At 36.6% G+C, this 19,613-nt stretch carries 14 protein-coding genes; 8 read left to right on the top strand and 6 right to left on the bottom strand.

What is annotated here, in order from left to right; translation table 11 throughout:
* Positions 1 to 22 precede the first annotated feature (22 nt).
* Complete coding sequence (gene aroC, locus H4J62_RS09540; protein WP_070376082.1) at positions 23 to 1,114, bottom strand: chorismate synthase; 1,092 nt, start codon at positions 1,112 to 1,114, stop codon at positions 23 to 25.
* 53 nt (positions 1,115 to 1,167) lie between these two features.
* On the bottom strand, positions 1,168 to 2,112 hold the full coding sequence (gene prmB / locus H4J62_RS09535) for a 50S ribosomal protein L3 N(5)-glutamine methyltransferase (protein ID WP_182215039.1): 945 nt from the start codon (positions 2,110 to 2,112) through the stop codon (positions 1,168 to 1,170).
* 282 nt (positions 2,113 to 2,394) lie between these two features.
* On the opposite strand from prmB, the gene smrB reads away from it, so the two are divergent.
* A complete protein-coding gene (gene smrB, locus H4J62_RS09530; protein ID WP_182215041.1) occupies positions 2,395 to 2,952 on the top strand; it encodes an endonuclease SmrB in 558 nt (185 codons plus the stop codon).
* An 8-nt stretch (positions 2,953 to 2,960) separates the two neighbouring features.
* Here the strand turns inward: smrB and sixA are convergent, their stop codons facing one another.
* On the bottom strand, positions 2,961 to 3,431 hold the full coding sequence (gene sixA, locus H4J62_RS09525; protein WP_182215043.1) for a phosphohistidine phosphatase SixA: 471 nt from the start codon (positions 3,429 to 3,431) through the stop codon (positions 2,961 to 2,963).
* 218 nt (positions 3,432 to 3,649) lie between these two features.
* Between sixA and H4J62_RS09520 the strand changes: the two genes are divergently transcribed.
* The 3 genes from H4J62_RS09520 to H4J62_RS09510 all read left to right on the top strand — a co-directional run bounded on the left by H4J62_RS09520 (position 3,650) and on the right by H4J62_RS09510 (position 11,706).
* Complete coding sequence (locus H4J62_RS09520; protein ID WP_182215045.1) at positions 3,650 to 6,433, top strand: insulinase family protein; 2,784 nt, start codon at positions 3,650 to 3,652, stop codon at positions 6,431 to 6,433.
* Positions 6,434 to 6,692: 259 nt separating this feature from the next.
* On the top strand, positions 6,693 to 11,312 hold the full coding sequence (locus H4J62_RS09515; protein ID WP_182215047.1) for an EAL domain-containing protein: 4,620 nt from the start codon (positions 6,693 to 6,695) through the stop codon (positions 11,310 to 11,312).
* A gap of 187 nt (positions 11,313 to 11,499) precedes the next feature.
* Positions 11,500 to 11,706 carry a hypothetical protein gene (locus H4J62_RS09510; RefSeq protein WP_182215049.1) on the top strand — a complete coding sequence of 69 codons (207 nt, stop codon included), beginning with the start codon at positions 11,500 to 11,502 and terminating at the stop codon, positions 11,704 to 11,706.
* A gap of 231 nt (positions 11,707 to 11,937) precedes the next feature.
* Here the strand turns inward: H4J62_RS09510 and H4J62_RS09505 are convergent, their stop codons facing one another.
* The 3 genes from H4J62_RS09505 to fadI form a co-directional block, all read right to left on the bottom strand.
* Positions 11,938 to 12,138: a hypothetical protein gene (locus tag H4J62_RS09505; RefSeq protein WP_182215051.1), complete on the bottom strand. Its 201-nt coding sequence runs from the start codon at positions 12,136 to 12,138 to the stop codon at positions 11,938 to 11,940.
* A gap of 173 nt (positions 12,139 to 12,311) precedes the next feature.
* Complete coding sequence (gene fadJ, locus H4J62_RS09500; protein ID WP_259364939.1) at positions 12,312 to 14,453, bottom strand: fatty acid oxidation complex subunit alpha FadJ; 2,142 nt, start codon at positions 14,451 to 14,453, stop codon at positions 12,312 to 12,314.
* 59 nt (positions 14,454 to 14,512) lie between these two features.
* The gene (gene fadI / locus H4J62_RS09495; protein ID WP_070376076.1) at positions 14,513 to 15,820 is read right to left on the bottom strand and encodes an acetyl-CoA C-acyltransferase FadI; all 1,308 of its coding nucleotides are present in this window, start codon (positions 15,818 to 15,820) and stop codon (positions 14,513 to 14,515) included.
* A gap of 246 nt (positions 15,821 to 16,066) precedes the next feature.
* Between fadI and H4J62_RS09490 the strand changes: the two genes are divergently transcribed.
* The 4 genes from H4J62_RS09490 to H4J62_RS09475 are packed head-to-tail and all read left to right on the top strand — an operon-like array spanning position 16,067 to position 19,612.
* Entirely contained in the window at positions 16,067 to 17,032 is a 966-nt protein-coding gene (locus H4J62_RS09490) for a MoxR family ATPase (RefSeq protein ID WP_070376075.1), read from the top strand.
* Between the two features lie 59 nt (positions 17,033 to 17,091).
* A complete protein-coding gene (locus H4J62_RS09485) occupies positions 17,092 to 18,120 on the top strand; it encodes a DUF58 domain-containing protein (RefSeq protein WP_182215054.1) in 1,029 nt (342 codons plus the stop codon).
* Positions 18,108 to 18,617 carry a DUF4381 domain-containing protein gene (locus tag H4J62_RS09480; RefSeq protein WP_182215055.1) on the top strand — a complete coding sequence of 170 codons (510 nt, stop codon included), beginning with the start codon at positions 18,108 to 18,110 and terminating at the stop codon, positions 18,615 to 18,617. Before H4J62_RS09485 ends, H4J62_RS09480 begins: the two co-directional genes overlap by 13 nt.
* Positions 18,614 to 19,612, top strand: coding sequence for a VWA domain-containing protein (locus H4J62_RS09475; RefSeq protein ID WP_182215057.1), 999 nt, complete (start codon positions 18,614 to 18,616; stop codon positions 19,610 to 19,612). Before H4J62_RS09480 ends, H4J62_RS09475 begins: the two co-directional genes overlap by 4 nt.
* The last annotated feature ends 1 nt before the right edge of the window (position 19,613 follow it).

Raw genomic sequence — 19,613 nt, 5'->3', positions numbered from 1 at the left:
GGTATTTAATAATAAAGACGACTTAGGCTTCTATATCAGGTGTTACACAAACGACATCAGCATTTTGTCCACGATGACGTAAAAAATGATCCATCAAGGTTAGTGCTAACATAGCTTCAGCAATAGGAACCGCACGAATACCCACACAAGGGTCGTGGCGACCTTTAGTCACTAAGTCAGTCGCTTTACCATCTAAATCAATGGTTTTACCACTAACACCAATACTTGAAGTTGGTTTCATCGCAATATTTGCAACAATACTTTGTCCTGATGAAATTCCGCCTAAAATGCCTCCACTGTGGTTACTTGCAAAACCCTCAGGCGTTAACTCATCGCGGTGCTCAGAGCCTCTTTGATTGACGACAGCAAAACCATCACCAATCTCAACACCTTTAACAGCATTTATGCCCATAAGCGCATGAGCGATATCTGCGTCCATTCGATCAAAGATAGGTTCACCTAAACCAACAGGAACGTTAGTGGCTCGCACCATAATTTTAGCGCCAATAGAATCCTTTTCACGAATAATACCACGCAATAATTCGTCTAAGGCTTCAAGTTTAGTTTCGTCAGGAAAGAAAAATGGATTATTTTCTACAATATCCCAATCAATATTAGTTGCGCAAACATCACCTATTTGGGTAACACACCCTTGAATTTCAACGTTAAATTTTTCTTTTAAGTACTTTTTAGCTACGGCGCCTGCGGCGACTCGCATAGCGGTTTCACGTGCTGACGATCTTCCGCCGCCACGATAGTCACGAATACCATATTTTTGCCAATAGGTATAATCGGCATGACCTGGACGAAAGCTTTGCGCGATATTTCCATAATCTTTTGAACGTTGATCGGTATTTTCAATTAACAGCCCAATAGGCGTTCCTGTGGTTTTGCCTTCAAAAACACCCGACATTATTTTAACCTGATCGGCTTCACGACGTGCCGTAGTATAACGAGAAGTGCCAGGACGACGACGGTCAAGATCATCTTGTAAGTCAGCTTCTGATAAGGCGAGTCCTGGCGGACAACCATCAATAATTGCACCTAAGCCTAAACCATGGCTTTCACCAAATGATGTTACGGTAAATAATTTTCCAAAGGTATTGCCTGACATGAATATATCTTCTCTCTATTATTTGAATACACGATTACGGTAAATAAGCTAAATTACTTTTGTTCAAATGCTTGCGTTAAACTGTTCTGATGGCTTGTTAACTGTTCTTTAGTCAACATAAACACACCATGACCACCATTTTTAAAGGTTAACCACGTAAAAGGCACCTGTGGATAAACATGCTCAACATGAATTTGAGAGTTACCTACTTCACAAATTAACACACCGTTCTCATTTAAATGACTCGCCGCTTGAGCAAGAATTTCACGAACAATATCTAAGCCATCGACACCCGAACCTAAGCCCATTTCAGGTTCATGCAAGTATTCTTGCGGTAATGCGTCAACGTCTTCTTGATCAACATAAGGTGGGTTGGTTACGATTAAATCATAACTTAGCCCCTCAACCCCAGAAAAAACGTCAGATTGAATTGGAATAACTTGTTCTGTTAAACCATGATTTTCAATATTAATTTGTGCAACATTTAATGCATCAATTGATAAGTCGAGCGCATCAACCTCGGATTCAGGGAACGCTACCGCACAAGCAATGGCAATACAGCCGCTTCCCGTACATAAATCAAGAATACGTTTAGGTGGATTTTCGGGTGAAAAATTTGGCGAAAAGTGTTGCTCTATTAATTCACCAATAGGGGAGCGTGGCACTAAAACCCGCTCATCGACATAAAAGGGTAAGCCAACAAACTGGGCATGATTGGTTAAATATGCAGCCGGCAGTTGTTCGACGATACGTCGTTCAATTAAGGCCAATACCGCTGATTTTTCAGTTGATGTTAAACGACAATTAAACACTTGTTCATTTAACTCTACTGGCAAGTTTAAAGCGAACATCACTAAAGTTATAGCTTCATGCCACGCATTATTAGTACCGTGACCAAAAAAAAGCTCGGCTTGATTAAATTCACTGGTGGCAAACCGTAGATAATCACCTATGGTAAACAGTTCATCCTTAATCGGTGAAAAATCAACTTCGTTCACATTTACTCTCTTTATTTAACAAGTTTTATAAGGGGTACTATAACAATTAAATTAATTCATGGTGCAAATTTAAATGAAGATAAATTTTCAAGAACAAGACGATTGATTGACTAATAGCTGGCTATTGGGATTAAAAGCAACGCTGTTTTTGGATATTTAGAGCATTAACATTGATCATTGAGTTAATTTACTCGGTATTATAACCTTTTGCTTGTTATTGCCCACAGATGTTTTTAGAATTTGAATTGTTTTCCCTCTTAAAGTAAGAATGTAGTTTCCAAGATGAAATTTAAAGACGCATTGACACCCGATGAGAAAGATTTATTTATGCAGGCTATTGGTAAAGTAAAGCCAATTGTGCAAGATAAAATTGCGCCTATAAAAAAGCAAAGCCAAAATCAATCTTTACATCTTGGAAAAAACAAAGCAGATGCGAAGAAAAAACAACATGCTGAGTTCTACTTTTCTGATGAGTTTGAACCAAATCTGAATCAGCAAGGGCCGATGAAATATGTGCGTGAAGATGTTGACAGCTTTGAGGCTAAAAATTTAAGGCGCGGTCAGTACGCACCCGATTTAATTTTAGATTTACATGGTTTAGATCAGAAAACAGCCAAGTTAGAAATTGCCGCGCTAATGTTTGCTTGTAAAAAAGAGCATGCGAAGTGTGTTTGTATTGTACATGGCTTGGGTTCACAGGTACTAAAGAATAAAGTCCCACATTGGCTGGTACAGCACCCTGACGTAATGGCTTTTCATCAAGCACCACTTGAGTGGGGTGGTAATGGCGCATTATTGGTTTTAGTTGAACTTAATGATCGCTTCGCTGATATTATCTAACCAGAGCACTAAAGACTGTTGGGTGTCGTATGCGAAACTAACCGCCCTTGCGCGGTACTTATATCATAATCAATAACCGCAATAGAGGCGGTTTCAAATAACGGCGCATGTTGACCACAGGTAAACTCTTCCACTAAATAACAGACCAAAGGCATATGTGAAACAATAAGTACATTTGCCTGGGCATTATCGATGAAAGTGACATCAATATAATTATGCATTTGTTGAGCTGAGTCTTCTGGCGTTATAAATTCAAGCGTGGTTAGAGTTGTTGTTGCTAAGATGTTTTTTACAATTTTTGCGGTTTGTTGAGCGCGAACATAAGGGCTAACAAAAATAGCATCAAAGTGCTCTTTTTGATGGACCAATTTCTTTGCCATCACTTCAGCTTCACGTTGACCAACGGCAGTTAATTCACGACCTTTATCAGAAGGAGCCATTGCTTGAGCTTGACCATGTCGCATTACAAATATTCGCATAAATTTTCCAAATAACATCATTTTTTCAAATCGATGGCATTTTAGCGCTTATTTCGGTCTATAGTATAGATAATTAATAGATAAATTAAGAATACAATAGACTCTAGTTGGTGCTTCAGGTAATTTAACTAGATAATTAAAATAATCTTAGAAACAAACGCTTACCTTTCCAGTGTTCGTCACAAATGAGGTTGCTGCAGTGTTTGCCGGAGCCGATATTGAAACAAAGCCCAAATGACAACAAGCAATATAAAACCTTAACATTAGCTAATGGCTTGCGTGTTCTATTAGTTCACAACGAACAAACCAATAAATCAGCTGCAGCATTGGCAGTAAATATTGGCCACTTTAGTGACCCCAGCAACCGTGAAGGTTTAGCCCATTTTCTAGAACACATGCTATTTTTAGGCACTAAATCTTATCCAGACGGCAGTGAATATCAAAAATATATTAGTCAACATGGCGGCAGTAATAATGCATGGACAGCAACTGAGCACACCTGTTTTTTCTTTGATATCCAACATCAACATTTTACTTTCGCTTTAGATCGTTTTAGCCAATTCTTTATCAGTCCGTTACTCTCACAAGAGTTTGTTGAAAAAGAACGCCAGAATGTTGATGCTGAATTTAAACTTAAACTTAAAGACGATATTCGTCGTCTATACGATGTTCACAAAGAGACTATTAATCAAGCCCATCCTTTTTCAAAATTCTCGGTTGGTTCAATTGATACACTAGCCGACAGAAAAGAAAGCGATCTGACAACCGAAATACGTGATTTTTTTCAACAGCATTATCGTGCCAACATAATGACACTTGTATTAGAGGGCCCACAGTCACTTGATGAGTTATCACAATTAGCAAAGAATAAATTTACCGATATAAAAGCCGCAACCTCAAGCCCCAAAATAATAGATATACCGCTTTATTTACCTGAACACCAACAAATAAAAATTAATGTAAAACCGGTGAAGAATGACAGGCAACTTATTGTTAGTTTTGCAATGCCCAGCATTGATCCCTACTACCGTAACAAACCAGAATCTATTTTGACCTATTTACTGGGTCATGAGGGTAAAGGCAGTATATTGTCTTATCTTAAAAAACAGCGTTGGGCACTTAGCTTAACCGCTGGTTCAGGAGTAAATGGTTCAAACTTTAAAGATTTCAATTTAAGTATTTCGCTTACTGAATTAGGTGAGCAGCATATTAACGAAATCATTAGCAGTATTTTTTCTTACCTAAATTTAATGAAGAGCAAACCTGTTGATGAGTTTTATTATCAAGAAAAGCAGGCAATCGCTAATTTAGCGTTTAATTACCAAGAAAAACTAAAACCATTAGATTCTGTTTGTCAGTTAGTTATTAACATGCAGCATTACGGACCCGAAGATTATATTTACGGTGACTACATAATGGATGGTATGCAACAACAAGAAATCAATGTCTTGTTGGGCTATTTATCAGCAAGCAATATGCGCATTATTCATATTAGTGCGCAAAATGAATTTGATAAAAATAGTTTTTGGTACCAAGTCCCTTTCAGTATTGAAAAAATAACTCAACTGCAAATTAACACTTGGGAAAATGAAGCATTAACCGCTAATATTTCTTTGCCGCTAAGTAATCCTTATATTGTCGAAGAGCCCAAAATATATCCGTGTCAACCTGTTGCTAAGCAGGGTAATAAAACCCCCAAATTAATTGAAAAAATTGATGGTTTATCTGTATGGTTTAAACAAGACAGTACTTTTATTGTCCCCAAGGGCTATATTTACATAGGTATTGATGCCCCCCTAACGATAAAAGACAGCAAACATATTGCAATGACACGGTTATTTGTTGATTTGTATAGCGATGCTGTTATTGAACAGCATTATGATGCTGAATTAGCTGGAATTCATTACCATTTATTTTCGCACCAAGGTGGTATTACTCTACAACTATCAGGGGTTAGTACTAAACAAGACAAGTTACTCGAACAGTTATTGATAAGTCTAGTCACTGAGAATTTCATTGAAGAAAAGTTTGAGTTATTTAAAAAACAATTAATTAACCACTGGCATAACGCGCAAACCAGTAAATCTATTTCGCAATTATTTTCGATTCTTAGCTCAACAATGCAACCTAAAAACCCAACAAGTAGTTCACTCGCTAACGCGCTAGAAAATACTTCTTTCGAAGAGTTTGTCGCCTTTAGAAAACACTTGTTTGATGAGATAACTATTGAGGCGTTAATGCATGGCAACTGGTTACCTGAACATGCATTGAAATTTAGTGAACAATTAAAAGCAGCATTTAGTCATCATTATTCAGATAAGTATGCCGTTAATGTACCTGTTCTTGATATTGAAGACCAAGGTGACATTCACCTTCCTTTGCATTTACCAGAACATGATCATGCTGCCGTGGTGTATTACCCGTTCGTAGGAAAAGATTTAACAACAATAGCGATAACTATGATCGCCAGCCAAATATTGTCACCCCTATTTTTTCAAGAAATGCGGACTGAAAAACAATTTGGTTATCTGGTAGGAGTTGGCTTCATTCCTATTAATCGTTATCCTGGTATCGCTTTCTATATACAGTCACCGCACGTTGACGCTATTGTTTTAGTAAAAGAAATAAACGAGTTTATTAATAGAGCACAGGACAATTTAACACTGTTATCTGAGCAAGATTGGCAACATATTCAACAAGGTTTGGCGAGTCAATTACAAGAAAAAGACTCTAGTTTGCGAATAAAGAGCCAACGATTTTGGGCCGCTATTTGTAATAAAGAAACGAATTTCGATGAGAAACAACAATTGATCAACGTTATTTTATCATTGACGATTGATGATATTAGTCGCTTCTTTACTCAACAACTTTTATTTAACAACAATACCGACAGGATAACCTTAGCAAGTTACCAAGAAAACATTGCAGAAAATGATGAAAAAACATTGCAGCACAATGAAAGTATTGAAAAAAAATTAAAAAATTGTCAAAGAAAATACTAATCCTGCCGATAAAATATTAGGGCTAATGATATTAACTTATCTGAGTATCTAATTCATATAAGGGTAAATAAGTTGACTTAGCTCTAGCCATGATTTTTAATGTGGCTTGATGCAATATAAATAACAAAAATAATAAAATTGCTTGCTTAATTTATACCGTTCAAACGGTCAAATAATTCATTATAAATATTTTTCTTCTATTTTATATTATGAGTGGTGTAAATAAGCCTAATTGAAGCTTCTATCCAAGGTTGTATTTGTGCTTAATTTTTTTCCAAAGACTTATCTGATAAAATACCAACAGTTCTTCCGCATTTTATGCTTACTCACGATCACATTAATATTTGGTATCCAAAGTGCTTTGGCTGAACAAACAACAGCAACAACAGAAAACCTTATTGCAGAAAACACCTCACTATCCAGCCAAGCCGCTTTAAAGTTTAAGCATTTATTAACTTCTAATGGCTTAAGCCATAATAACGTCTTTGATATTGCTCAAGATCTCGATGGTTTTATATGGATAGCGACAGAAGATGGCCTCAATAGATATGATGGAAAAAATTTCGTACATTATCGTAAAAACTTAGAAGAACCTAACTCCATAGCCAATAACTTTATCCGTAAAGTATTTATTGATAAAGATGGAGTGCTGTGGGCTGGTACCCGGAAAGGTTTAAGTAAATATAATGTACTACTTGATAACTTTGAGAATTATTATCATCAAGAAGGAAATAATGAAAGTTTACAAGATGATATGGTTTGGGATATATATCAAGATAAAGACAATAATATTTGGGTATCTACCACAAACGGTATTCATAAATTTAACGAAGCAAATAATAATTTTAAACAAATAAAAATTCACGGACTTGAAGGTCGATTAAAAGAAATAAAGACTATTTATCAAGATTTAAAAGGAAACTTTTGGTTTGGCAGTTACGACAAAGGTATTTTCTTAGTTAATGAAAACCTAAATTACGCAGAGTCACTACAAAAGAAAAACAACAAATGGCATATAACTATTTTTGCTAACTCAATGTTTGATATAAAAGAAATAAATGGTAATTATTGGCTAGCCACTGATAACGGTGTTTACGTATTAGATGAAAATTATAATTTAATTGATCGTTACCATAAAACTCACCCAACCAATAAAATAATTTCGAACAGAATTAGAAGCATAGTTCTCACAGATTTATCAACAGTATGGATTGCTACAGAAAATGGCTTGAATATTGTAAATTTAAATACTAACAATATAGAAACTGTACAAAATAGCTCACAAAATAAAAGTATTTCAACAAACGAGTTATTAACAATATTTAAAGATAATTCAGATAACATCTGGATAGGTACGTATGGAAAAGGACTTAATTTCTTCATTAGCGGTAGTCAGCACTTCCAGCATTTTTTATCTGATTCAAATGTATCAATAGAATTATTTGTAATTTCGGCTGATAAAAAATTATGGGTATACTCGGGAAAATCAGGACTCTCTCCAATAAAAAGTGAAATTGATTCGAATAGTAAAGCTGTACTAGAAGATGAAGATATTTTTCAAGCTATTCCAGATAATAAAAACAACATTTGGTTATATACCTTAACTGATAAACTCTATATTTATGATACATCCACAAATGTAGCTGAGGAACTAAAGGATTGGCATAAAAAATCTATGTATAATAGGAGTTATCAGTTTCAAATTATGGGTGAGTTAATTTGGTTCATTGATAATGATGGGAAGTTAGTAAATTATAATATTACTTCCAAAAAATTCTTTAGAGTACAAGCCAACAACAGTGAGAAACTTAAAGGCATATATATAGATGACAACCAAACTCTTTGGAGCTTTTCAACAGACAACCAATTAATCAGTATTGATTTATCTCAAACCAATAATATAAAAGATAGTTTTGTTTACTCTAAACTTTCAACATTTAAAGCTGTACCAGATTTTGATATTAGTAATATTATATCTTCAAATTCATGGGTATGGTTAAGTTCCGAACAAGGAATTTTACTTTATGATAAAGACAAGAAAACCACAACATACTTCAATGAAAATAATGGCTTATCAAATAACTCAACATATTCAATAACTCTAGATAGTAAAGAAAACGCATGGTTGTCATCTAATGGCGTGATTAACCAAATCACCCCTAAATCTAAGAAAATAAAGGAATTTGGTAAAGATTTTTACATATCAGACAATGATTTCTATTCAAATTCGTCAATTAAAACATCAGATAATAGTATCTATTTTGGTATAAAAAATGGATATTTAAAACTATCCCCATCAAATATCATAAAGATGACACAAACTATTAATCCTCCGACATTTACTCAATTACGCATTGCCAACAATCGTATCGATATCAACAGTAAATTATCATCTACTTCAACTCATAAAATAAATGAATTTTCGTTGACAAAAAATTTAAGTCAGTTACAAAAATTAACTTTGAAGCATGAACAGTCCCCCTTTAGTATTGAGTTTATTTCTCCAAACACAAAGTTTCCAAATCAAGTAGCTTATCGTTATCAATTGAAAGGTTTAGATAAAGGCTGGATAGAAGCCGGAAAAAATAACTACCGAGCGACCTATACCAACCTGAGTCACGGTGACTATATTTTTGAAGTTGAAGTCTATGATTTACTAGGTACTGTTCCAAGTCAAAAAAGTACCTTAAACATTCATATACTGGCTCCTTGGTGGTTATCAAAAAGCGCGATAAGTGTTTATGCCCTACTTGTCTTATTAGTCATTACTTATTTTGTTCAGCAAATGCGCCATAAGCGTTTATTTCACTTACAAATTCAAAAAAGTGAAGAACGTTTGAAGCTTTCCTTATGGGGAAGTGGTGATGAAATGTGGGATTGGAATATAGTAACCGGAAAGATATATCGCTCAAACATATGGGGGATTTTAGAATTTCCTCAAGATGGAAAGCGTAATGTCGGCTCTGATAAAACCAATATTAACGAACATGATATCGCGCGAGTTCGTGATGCAATAAACGACCATTTCGATAATGATACCGACCATTTTGAAGCGACCTATCGCGTTAAAAATAAAGATGATAAATGGATATGGGTACTTGACCGTGGAAAAATAGTTGAACGCGATGAAAAAGGTACCCCAACCCGTATGACAGGTACTTTAAAAGATATAAGCCGCATAAAAAAAGCTGACGAACGTTTAAAGTTATTTGCCAAGTGTATTGAAAATATTTCAGATGCGGTTGTTATATACGATCGTGCTTTTAATATTGTTGATGTCAATAAATCTTACCAACGCATTACCCAAAAAACGCGTAAAGAGATGCTTGGCATAACGTTAGATTTTGCCCAATACCCAAAGAGTTTTACGAGAGATGTAAAAAAGCACTTAATAACCAAAGGCAGTTGGCACGATGAAATAGAAAGTAAACGTGATAATGGCGAGGAGTATTTAACCGACCTTAATATCGATGTGATACTTGATGAGAATAAAAGTATTTCTCATTTTGTTGGTGTGTTTTCTGATATAACTAAACGCAAAGAAACAGAAGCCGAACTGCGAAAACTCGCCAATAGCGATACATTAACAGGCCTACCTAATCGTTCATATTTTCAAGCTAATCAAACTCTGCTAGTTAATAAAAAAGCCCCTCATGCTCTATTGGTTTTTGATTTAGATAATTTTAAAAAGATTAATGACTCTATGGGACACGAAGTAGGAGACGTACTTCTATGTCAGGTAGCAAAGAGAATGCAAGCTGTTGGTAGAAAGCAAGATACAGTTTACCGCTTAGGTGGTGACGAATTTAGTATTATTATTGAAAACACCAACGATATTCATACGATCACCAGTATTGCTAAAGATGTGTTAACTACTATTGCTCAGCCGCTGAAACTGAGAAATCAAGAAGTAGTTCTTTTTAGTAGCTTAGGTATTGTACTTTATCCTGAAGATGGCATATCCCCGCAAGAGCTACTGAAAAATGCTGATACGGCCATGTACCACGCCAAAAACAATGGTGGTAATAAGTATCAGTTCTTTAGTGATTCGATGAATAAGGCAGCCGTAAAGCGCTTACAAGTTGAAAGCTTAATACGCCATGGTTTAAAAGAAGATTCTTTCTCAGTCTTCTATCAACCTAAAATTGAAATTTCTACTGGTAAAGTTGCGGGTATGGAAGCCTTAGTGCGTTTTGAAACCCCTAAAAAAGGCATTATCAGTCCGGTAACTTTTATCCCTATCTCTGAGGAAACAGGCCAAATAATTGACATTGGCGAAGTGGTTTTAAGAAAATCATGTTTTGCGACTAAAAAATGGGTTGATGCTGGGCTGTTTAGTGGTCGGGTAGCTGTCAATTTATCAGCGGTGCAATTTACCCAGCCTAATTTGGTTGGCATGATTGCTGACATTCTCAAAGAAAGTCAATTACCGGCTAAGTACCTTGAATTAGAAATAACGGAAGGTACGGTAATGGACTCTCCACAAAAAGCCATTGATATTATGTTGCAAATTCGAGCGATGGGTATTCATTTATCGTTAGATGATTTTGGCACGGGTTATTCGTCGCTCGCTTATCTGAAAAAATTTCCATTGAACACCTTAAAAATAGATAAAGCTTTTGTGGATGACATCGAAGAGTCTGAACAAGGACGTAACATGGTTGCGACTATAGTTACAATTGCGCACAACTTAGGCATGCAAGTAGTCGCAGAGGGTGTAGAAACCAATCAACAGCTCAACTTCCTCTCTGGTTTACGCTGTGAGCAATTACAGGGTTATCTCTATAGTAAACCCTTGCCAGAAAATGACTTTCAGAAATATCTCCTTTCGCACCAAATAACTAACAAATCGACTAATTTTGGCAAAACGTCACGTTAATGTCACTTTGTAAATAAAGTGACTAAACAACGGCAATGTCTTTAACAAAATCTTGACAAAATTTTGACAAAAATACAATTCCACTCCCCCCCCTCTCTAAAAGCCTTATTAAATAAGGCTTTTAATTTTTGGCACACTATATGCTTTAACATTCATGAAATTAATAATAACAATTAAGGAAATATGAATGCTTAGCTCACTTATTTTATCACTAGCAATGTCAGCGTCACCAGCACCGGTAATAGAGAGTAATACTCTAGATATAATTCAAACTGGCCGTAAGGGCGTTAGAATTAATAATCAATTGAAAATCGAAAAAACTGGCCGTAAAGGCGTTAGAATTGACCATAAATTAAAAATAGAAAATACAGGTCGTAAAGGCGTTCGTATCTAGGAGTTCAAATATGATTAACTTGTTTAAAACTCTATTTTTAACAAAGACCTCAGCAAACCCTATAGCTGCTAGCATTGAAATTAAAGAAATGCCAGCCAGTAAGTGGTGGAAGTAATAATCATTGAGTCACTATTATCAATGGTTAGTTTGAAGAAAGACACTGTTTGCTACAAGGAATGTAGCTGTCTTATTTTATCTAGAGTGATAAAGAAAAATTAATTTTAAAAACTTCTAAGCTTTTAAAATTAGTGTATTAAAGCCAAACATCTTATTCATTTTCATCCGTTTCTTCATACAGAACATTGGCCAAATAAAAGGCCCAAAAACTAATCCTGCACATGCCCAGCGCTTCAAACCTAAACCACTACGTAATGCCTGGCAGTAAAAGAACATCGAACAAACAACACTGACAACCGCTAAAAATAACAACATAATATTTACCGCTAAACTGACTAAAAGAATGGCTAAAACTTTATAGGCGAAATATAACTAATTTAGAGTATTTATTCAACTTATTTTAAAGGGTAAAAAGCATAAAAAAAAGAGGCATTAAATTGCCTCTTTTTCGTTAAATTGCCACCGAGGTGGCATAACATTGCCTGTTACTAATAATATTTATTACCTGTTTCGGCCATGGTAATTAATGCCTGGCAAGGCTTGAAGCGTTCGCCTAGTTCACTGCTCCACAGGTTCAACTTATTAACAATTACCTCTGCACCTAACGTATCGATATAATGGAATGGTCCACCTAAAAATGGTGGAAATCCGATACCGAAGATAGCGCCGATATCACCGTCTCTAGCATTACGAATAATACCTTCATCTAAACACCTAGCAGCCTCATTCAACATCATAAAAACACAACGCTGAACAAGTTCATCATTTGTTTTTTGATCTTTAATGATGATATTTAATAATGGATAGACAGATTCATCAACAAGTTTTTTGGTGACTTTTTTACCATTTTTATCTTTATAGAGGTAAAAACCTTTCTGAACTTTTTTACCTAAACGTTTATCGGCAATAAGTTTATTAAATGCTTCTGGTGCAGCAAATCGCTCGCCTAATTCAGCTTGTAAAATAGGACCAATTTTAGCACCTATATCAATACCGACTTCATCTAGTAATTGTATGGGTCCGACAGGAAAGCCAAACTTAACCAGTGCTTTATCTAACTTACCAATCGATTCGCCTTCGAGTAATAATAAGGCGGCTTCATTCATATAAGGCGCTAATATACGATTAACATAGAAACCCGCTTTGTCTTTAACAACTATCGGCGTTTTGCCTTGTTTTTTAGCAAAAGCAACTGTCGTTGAAATAGTTTGATCAGAAGTTTTTGAATGTGCAATAATTTCGGCTAACGGCATTTTATCTACCGGAGAAAAATAATGCAGTCCAATGACATTTTCAGGGCGCAAAGCTTTTGCTGCTATTTGTCCGATAGGTAAACTTGAGGTATTACTCGCAAAAATAGTGTCTTCAGCACAAATACTTTCCATGTCATCAACCATTTTTTGCTTTAATGACAAGTCTTCAAAAACAGCTTCTATAACCATATCAACGTTTTTAAAGCCGCTATAATCAACACAACCCGTAATTTTAGCCAATTGCTTTTGCATTTCACTTTTCAACATAAAGCGACGTTTAACTTTTTTGTTGAGTATGTCGTAACCATATTTCATCGCATGGCTGATACCTTGCGGCGCAATATCTTTAATACGTACATCAACATTTGCTTTAGTTGCACTGACAAAAGCAATACCACCGCCCATTAAGCCGCCACCTAAAACGCCAATTTGGCTAATCGGCTTAGCATTAACACCTTCAATGCCCTGCTCTTTTTTCATGTCGGTAGTAGCAAAAAAGATTTGTCTTAATTGAGCTGATTCTGGTGACATAACAAGTTCACCAAAATGGTCGGCTTCAGTTTGGTAACCACTGACCGATGATTTTTCGATACCACTGCGTACACTGTCAATAATTTTAAGGGGTGAAGGGTAATTGCCTTTGGTTTTAGCCAAGACAGATTTAGTCGCCTGATTGAAAATTATTTTACGGCCGACCGCATTTCCTTCAAGTGCCTTATCTAAAACACTGATTTTGCGTTGACTCTTTTTAATCTTACTCGCTTTGCCTTGTGCCGCTAGCACTAAGTTTTCAGCAGCAGAAATTAAAATACTGTTCGGCACAACGTCAACAACCAAGCCCATCTTCAAGGCTTGTTTCGCGCGTAATTGTTTACCTGTTAGCATCATATCTAATGCTTTTTGAATACCAACTAATTTTGGTAAACGCTGCGTACCACCGCTCCCCGGTAATAGGCCTAACTGTACTTCAGGTAATCCCAAGGCTGTTTTGCCATTATCACTACAAATACGAGCATGACACGCCATAGCAAGTTCAAGTCCGCCGCCTAGACAAGCACCATTAATAGCAGCAACAACAGGAATTGAGAGGTTTTCAATTTGATCAAAAATCATTTGCCCATTGCGAGAAAGAGCCGTTGCTTCACTCGCACTTTGACAGCTCGCCAGCATATTAATATCTGCGCCAGCAACAAAAGAATCTTTTTTGCCACTGATTAAGACAACACCTTTAAGCGTATTGTCATTACGTATTTCTTTTAATACCGTATCAATTTCTTCAGAAAACTCAGCTTTCAAGGTATTCATGGATTCGCCAATCACGTCCATCACTAAATGAGCAATACCATTGTCTTGGCGAATTAATGTAAACGTACTCATATTGTTACTCTCTTGTTTAAGCGCTTCATCGTTTGCTTGAGTGTTATTAGGTGCAGTCATTAGTCAGTCTCCACTATCATTGCAGCGCCTAAACCACCAGCGGCACATGCGGTAGTTAAACCGGTACCTCCACCTCGACGATTTAACTCATTAAGGGTTTGTACAATTAAACGGGTACCTGTTGCAGCAAAAGGATGACCATAAGCTAACGAACCACCCATCACGTTAAATTTAGCCATATCAATATCGCCAATCGCTTTATCTTGACCTAATTGCTCACGGGCAAATTTTGTACTGGCAAACATTTTCATATTAGCAAGCGCTTGTGCTGCAAAGGCTTCATGCATTTCAATTAAATCTAAATCTTTTAATTCCATACCTGCACGCTTAAGTGCTAATGGCGTCGCATAACTTGGCCCCATAAGCATATCTTGCCAAACATCGATGGCAGCAAAAGCATAACTTTTGATATAACCAAGCGGTTTATAACCTAATTCTTTTGCACGCCCTTCACGCATTAAAATAATGGCAGAGGCACCATCTGTTAATGGTGTACTTGTTGCTGCAGTCACTGTGCCGTGTTTTCTATCAAAACAAGGACGTAATTTTTTATAACTGGCAAGTTCTGAGTTTTCACGAATACAGTTATCTTTTTCAATAAAACTTTTATAAGGTTCACTGTAGGCGGTCATCACCTCACCGGCTAACTTACCTTCTTGCCAACTTTTTGTGGCTAAAGTATGCGAACGATGTGCTAATTCATCTTGAGCTTCACGAGAGATATTATGGGTTTTTGCCATCTGCTCTGCAGTCTGCCCCATCGATATACCCGTAGAGTATTCAGCAACAGCTGGTGGAACAGGCATAATATCTTTTAGGCCCAACTGACGAATAAGTGATATTTTTTGCCCCAAGCTTCTCGCTTTACTTAAATCAAGTAAGATACGTGCAAACTTTTTTGACACACCAATAGGCGCAACTGATGAAGAATCAGCACCACCAGCAATACCCACATCAACATAACCTGCCATAATAGCTTCTGTTACATTAACCGTTGATTGGAAGCTTGTTGCACAAGCCCTTGAGACACTATAGGCGTCGGTATTTACATTCATGCCAGTACCCAAAACAATTTCGCGGGCAATGTTTGGCGCTTCAGGCATTTGTACCACTTGGCCAAAAACTAATTGATCAATAATAGTAGGGTCAATATCATGCTTTTTTAGCAATTCATTAACGACAATTTTTCCTAAATCTACTGCTGGTACACCATGAAAAGCAGTGGCTTGTTTTGCAAAAGGTGTTCGCAACCCAGCCACTACAGCGATGCGTTCTCCGTTTCGAGTCGTTAAATTCATTTTCGTCATGTTTTACCCTTCTATCGTAATATCTAATTTTATCGTCTTCAAACCAAGAGGTCTGACCACTTGTTGATTGCTTTATTCTAACCTCAAATGAAATAAATACAACTCCCAGCTAAAACGTGAGCTATTCATTCGAAAATAAATTGTTAAAAATCATGTCAAATTGTAAAAAATCCTTGTTTTATGGTACCTGAACCTTATATATATACCCACAGGTTTAACAATAAAAACAAGTAAGTGGTAGTTAGCATGGCAATTGAACATTTTTCATCCCTAAAAGAATACTTATCTCAACAAATTATAGGTCAACACGCCCTTGTTGAAAATTTACTTATTGCATTGCTTGCCAATGGTCACCTAATTGTAGAAGGTCCTCCCGGCTTAGCAAAAACTCGTGCCGTAAATGCATTAGCTGAAGGTATTGAAGCTGATTTTCACCGCGTGCAATTTACCCCCGATTTATTACCTGCTGATTTAACCGGCACCGATATTTATCGCCCTGAAGATGGCACTTTTGTTTTTCAGCCGGGTCCTCTTTTTAGAAATTTAGTACTCGCTGATGAAATCAACCGCGCGCCAGCAAAAGTACAATCCGCTTTATTGGAGGCGATGGCAGAGGGACAAATTACGGTTGGACGTAATACTTATCCTCTTCCTGACTTATTCTTAGTGATGGCAACACAGAATCCTATTGAACAAGAAGGTACTTACCCTCTTCCTGAAGCACAATTAGATCGCTTCTTAATGCACATTGAAATTGATTATCCTGATGCTGTAAGTGAATTAGCTATTTTAAAGCTCAACCGCGGTGAAGCACTTCAACATGGCAAAGAAAGTAAAAAACCGGTAAAAGAAATATCGCAAAGTGATATTTTTGCTGCTCGCGACCAAGTGATGGAAATTCATATGGCACCGGCCATTGAAAATTATATTGTTGATTTAATTATGGCGACGCGTACTCCAGAAAAATATGATGACCAATTAAAAAAATGGCTCGCTTATGGCGCAAGTCCCCGAGCAACTATTGCACTTGACCGATGTTCACGTGCTAGAGCTTGGTTACATAACCGTGATTTTGTTAGCCCTGAAGATGTACAAGCCGTATTCCATAATGTATTACGTCACCGCATTTTGCTGACTTACCAGGCTGAAGCTGAAGGTATTAACAGTAATCAACTTCTTGATCACTTACTAAGCTTAGTCGCTGTTGCTTAAATAGCATTAATCGCTTTAACAACATCAAATAATGAACGATCAATCTTGTAAGTAAATTTATGTGGCTTAATCAAAAAAAAGAACAAAACCAGCAAGACGTTGCAAATCTGCTTAGTAGTGTTTTAAGTAATGGTATTGAATTATCAATCGATGAATTAATTCAATACCAAAACAAAACTAAACTCATTGATCTCGCTGCGCGTAAAAGTCAGCATGGTCAAATGTCAGGTAATTACTTATCTCGTAGTAAAGGGCGAGGTATGGAGTTTGACGAAGTACGTCATTATCAAAATGGTGATGATATACGTGCCATCGACTGGCGAGTAACAGCACGAACAGGTAAAACCCATACTAAAATTTTTCGTGAAGAAGTTGAACGTCCAGTACTCGTAGTAACCGACCTCAGTAATTCAATGTTGTTTGGTAGTCAGCTTTTATTTAAATCAGTACAAGCTGCACACTTAGCGGCATTAGTGACTTGGCATGCTAAAGGCCGAGGCGATAGAGTCGGCGGTATTGTTTTTAATCAACATAAACATAGTGAATTAAAACCGCGCAGTCGCAAACAAGGCGTGCTTCATTATTTATACAGTTTAGTAGAAACTCATCAACATACGTTATCTATCGAACAGCAAAAACACGAAGAACATTTATCTATTGAACAACAGCATAATTCTGCTAATGCTGCTTTTGAAGAGAATTGTGCACGACTAAGACAACTTGCTCGCCCTGGAAGTTTGGTTTATTTAATCACCGATGGTAATTATATTAGCCAAGAAACTATCCGCCACTTATCCCATATTAGTCGTCATTGTGAACTAGTTGTCTGTTTGATAAGTGATCCGCTTGAGCACGACTTACCTGATAGTAAACATAAAATGAACGTTACGGTGACCGACGGAAACTCGCGACAGCAATTATTGATTGGTGATGAAAAGGCGACTAAGAATTATCATCAACAAGCCAATGAACGAGTTCAATTGAAAAAAGATTTATTACTTAAAGCAGGCGCCCGAGTATTGCACTTCTCATCAGGTCAAACTTTAGAGCAACAATTAACTGACGGAGTCGCCTCATGGAAGCGTTAAAACAACCGTCTGAGCAATTAGCTCAATTAAAAGATATTCACTTACCAGAGCAGGTTCATAATTACCCATTCGCTTATGGCTGGTGGATATTACTTGCGTCCATATTAATAGCGCTTATTTTCGTTGTTGTAAAATGGCAAAGACGCCGAAAATTATCTCATGCTAAAAAATTAGCATTATCAAAACTTCAAAGCACCGATAATAATGACGAAATAATCACTTTATTAAAATGGGCTGCATTTCAGTATTTTCCACGAAATGAAATTGCCTCGTTACATGGCGAACGATTAAAAGATTTTTTCAAGAACACGTTAGCAATTAAGCACCAAGAAAAATTTCTAACCTTATCTGAACAGCAATTTAGTCATAAATATCAGCTTACTGAAAATTCAGAAAATGAAACGTTGAAGGAAGCCGCTCATCTTTGGCTCAGTCAAGCGCTTCCGCCGCAGTTACTAAAGCAAAATTCGGTAACAAAACATGAGAAACAGTCATGATTAATCTACTACTACCATGGGTATTGTTAGCGCTGCCGATACCATTATTAATGTATCTATTACCAGCAAAGAATCAAAACCAAGCGGCAGCATTAAAAATGCCAATACTAATTCAAAATACCTCTAGTGAACGTTTTTCAGCTAAAACTAAAAAGTCTCCACGTATTTTATTTTTACTGATTTGGAGCTTAATTGTTCTATCTGCCAGTCAGCCGCAATGGCTCGGCGAAGCAGTAAATGTACCCACCGAAGGGCGCGAAATGATGATAGCTGTAGATCTGTCTGGCAGTATGCAAGTTGAAGACATGCAAATAAATGGCAGCACCGTTAACCGCCTAGATATGTTAAAAGTATTATTAGGTGAGTTTATTGAACGTCGCACCGGTGATCGTTTAGGTCTTATTCTCTTTGGTGATGATGCCTATATGCAAACACCAATGACCTTTGATAGAAAAACAGTGCAGCAGATGCTTGATGAAGCCGTATTAGGTTTAGTCGGTAAACAAACCGCAATTGGAGATGCTATTGCCTTGGCAGTAAAACGCTTTGATGCAAAAAAACAATCAAATCGTGTGTTATTACTGTTAACCGATGGTCAAAATACGGCGGGTAAAATAACCCCAGAACAAGCATTAGAACTCGCAGTTGCAAAAAATATTACCATTTATTCAGTAGGCATTGGCGCTGATGTAATGATTCAAGATTCAATTTTTGGCAAACGTCGCATTAACCCATCTAGCGAATTAGATGAAGAGTCATTGCAACAATTGGCTAGCGAAACGGGTGGTTATTATTTTCGTGCCCGTGACAGTAAAGATATGAGTGAGATATATCAATTACTCGATGCGCTAGAACCGATAGAGCAAGACCAACAACAAATGCGTCCACTTACAGCATTATTTTATTGGCCATTATCTATAGCATTATTATTATCATTTTTTTATCTAATTTGGCTGAACCTACCCACTATCACATTAAAAGGAGCGAATAATTAAA

The organism is Colwellia sp. BRX8-5 (assembly GCF_014077325.1).
GTDB lineage: Bacteria > Pseudomonadota > Gammaproteobacteria > Enterobacterales > Alteromonadaceae > Colwellia_A.
Note: the sequence above shows the minus strand (reverse complement) of the source record. Positions and strands in the feature narration are given on the sequence as shown.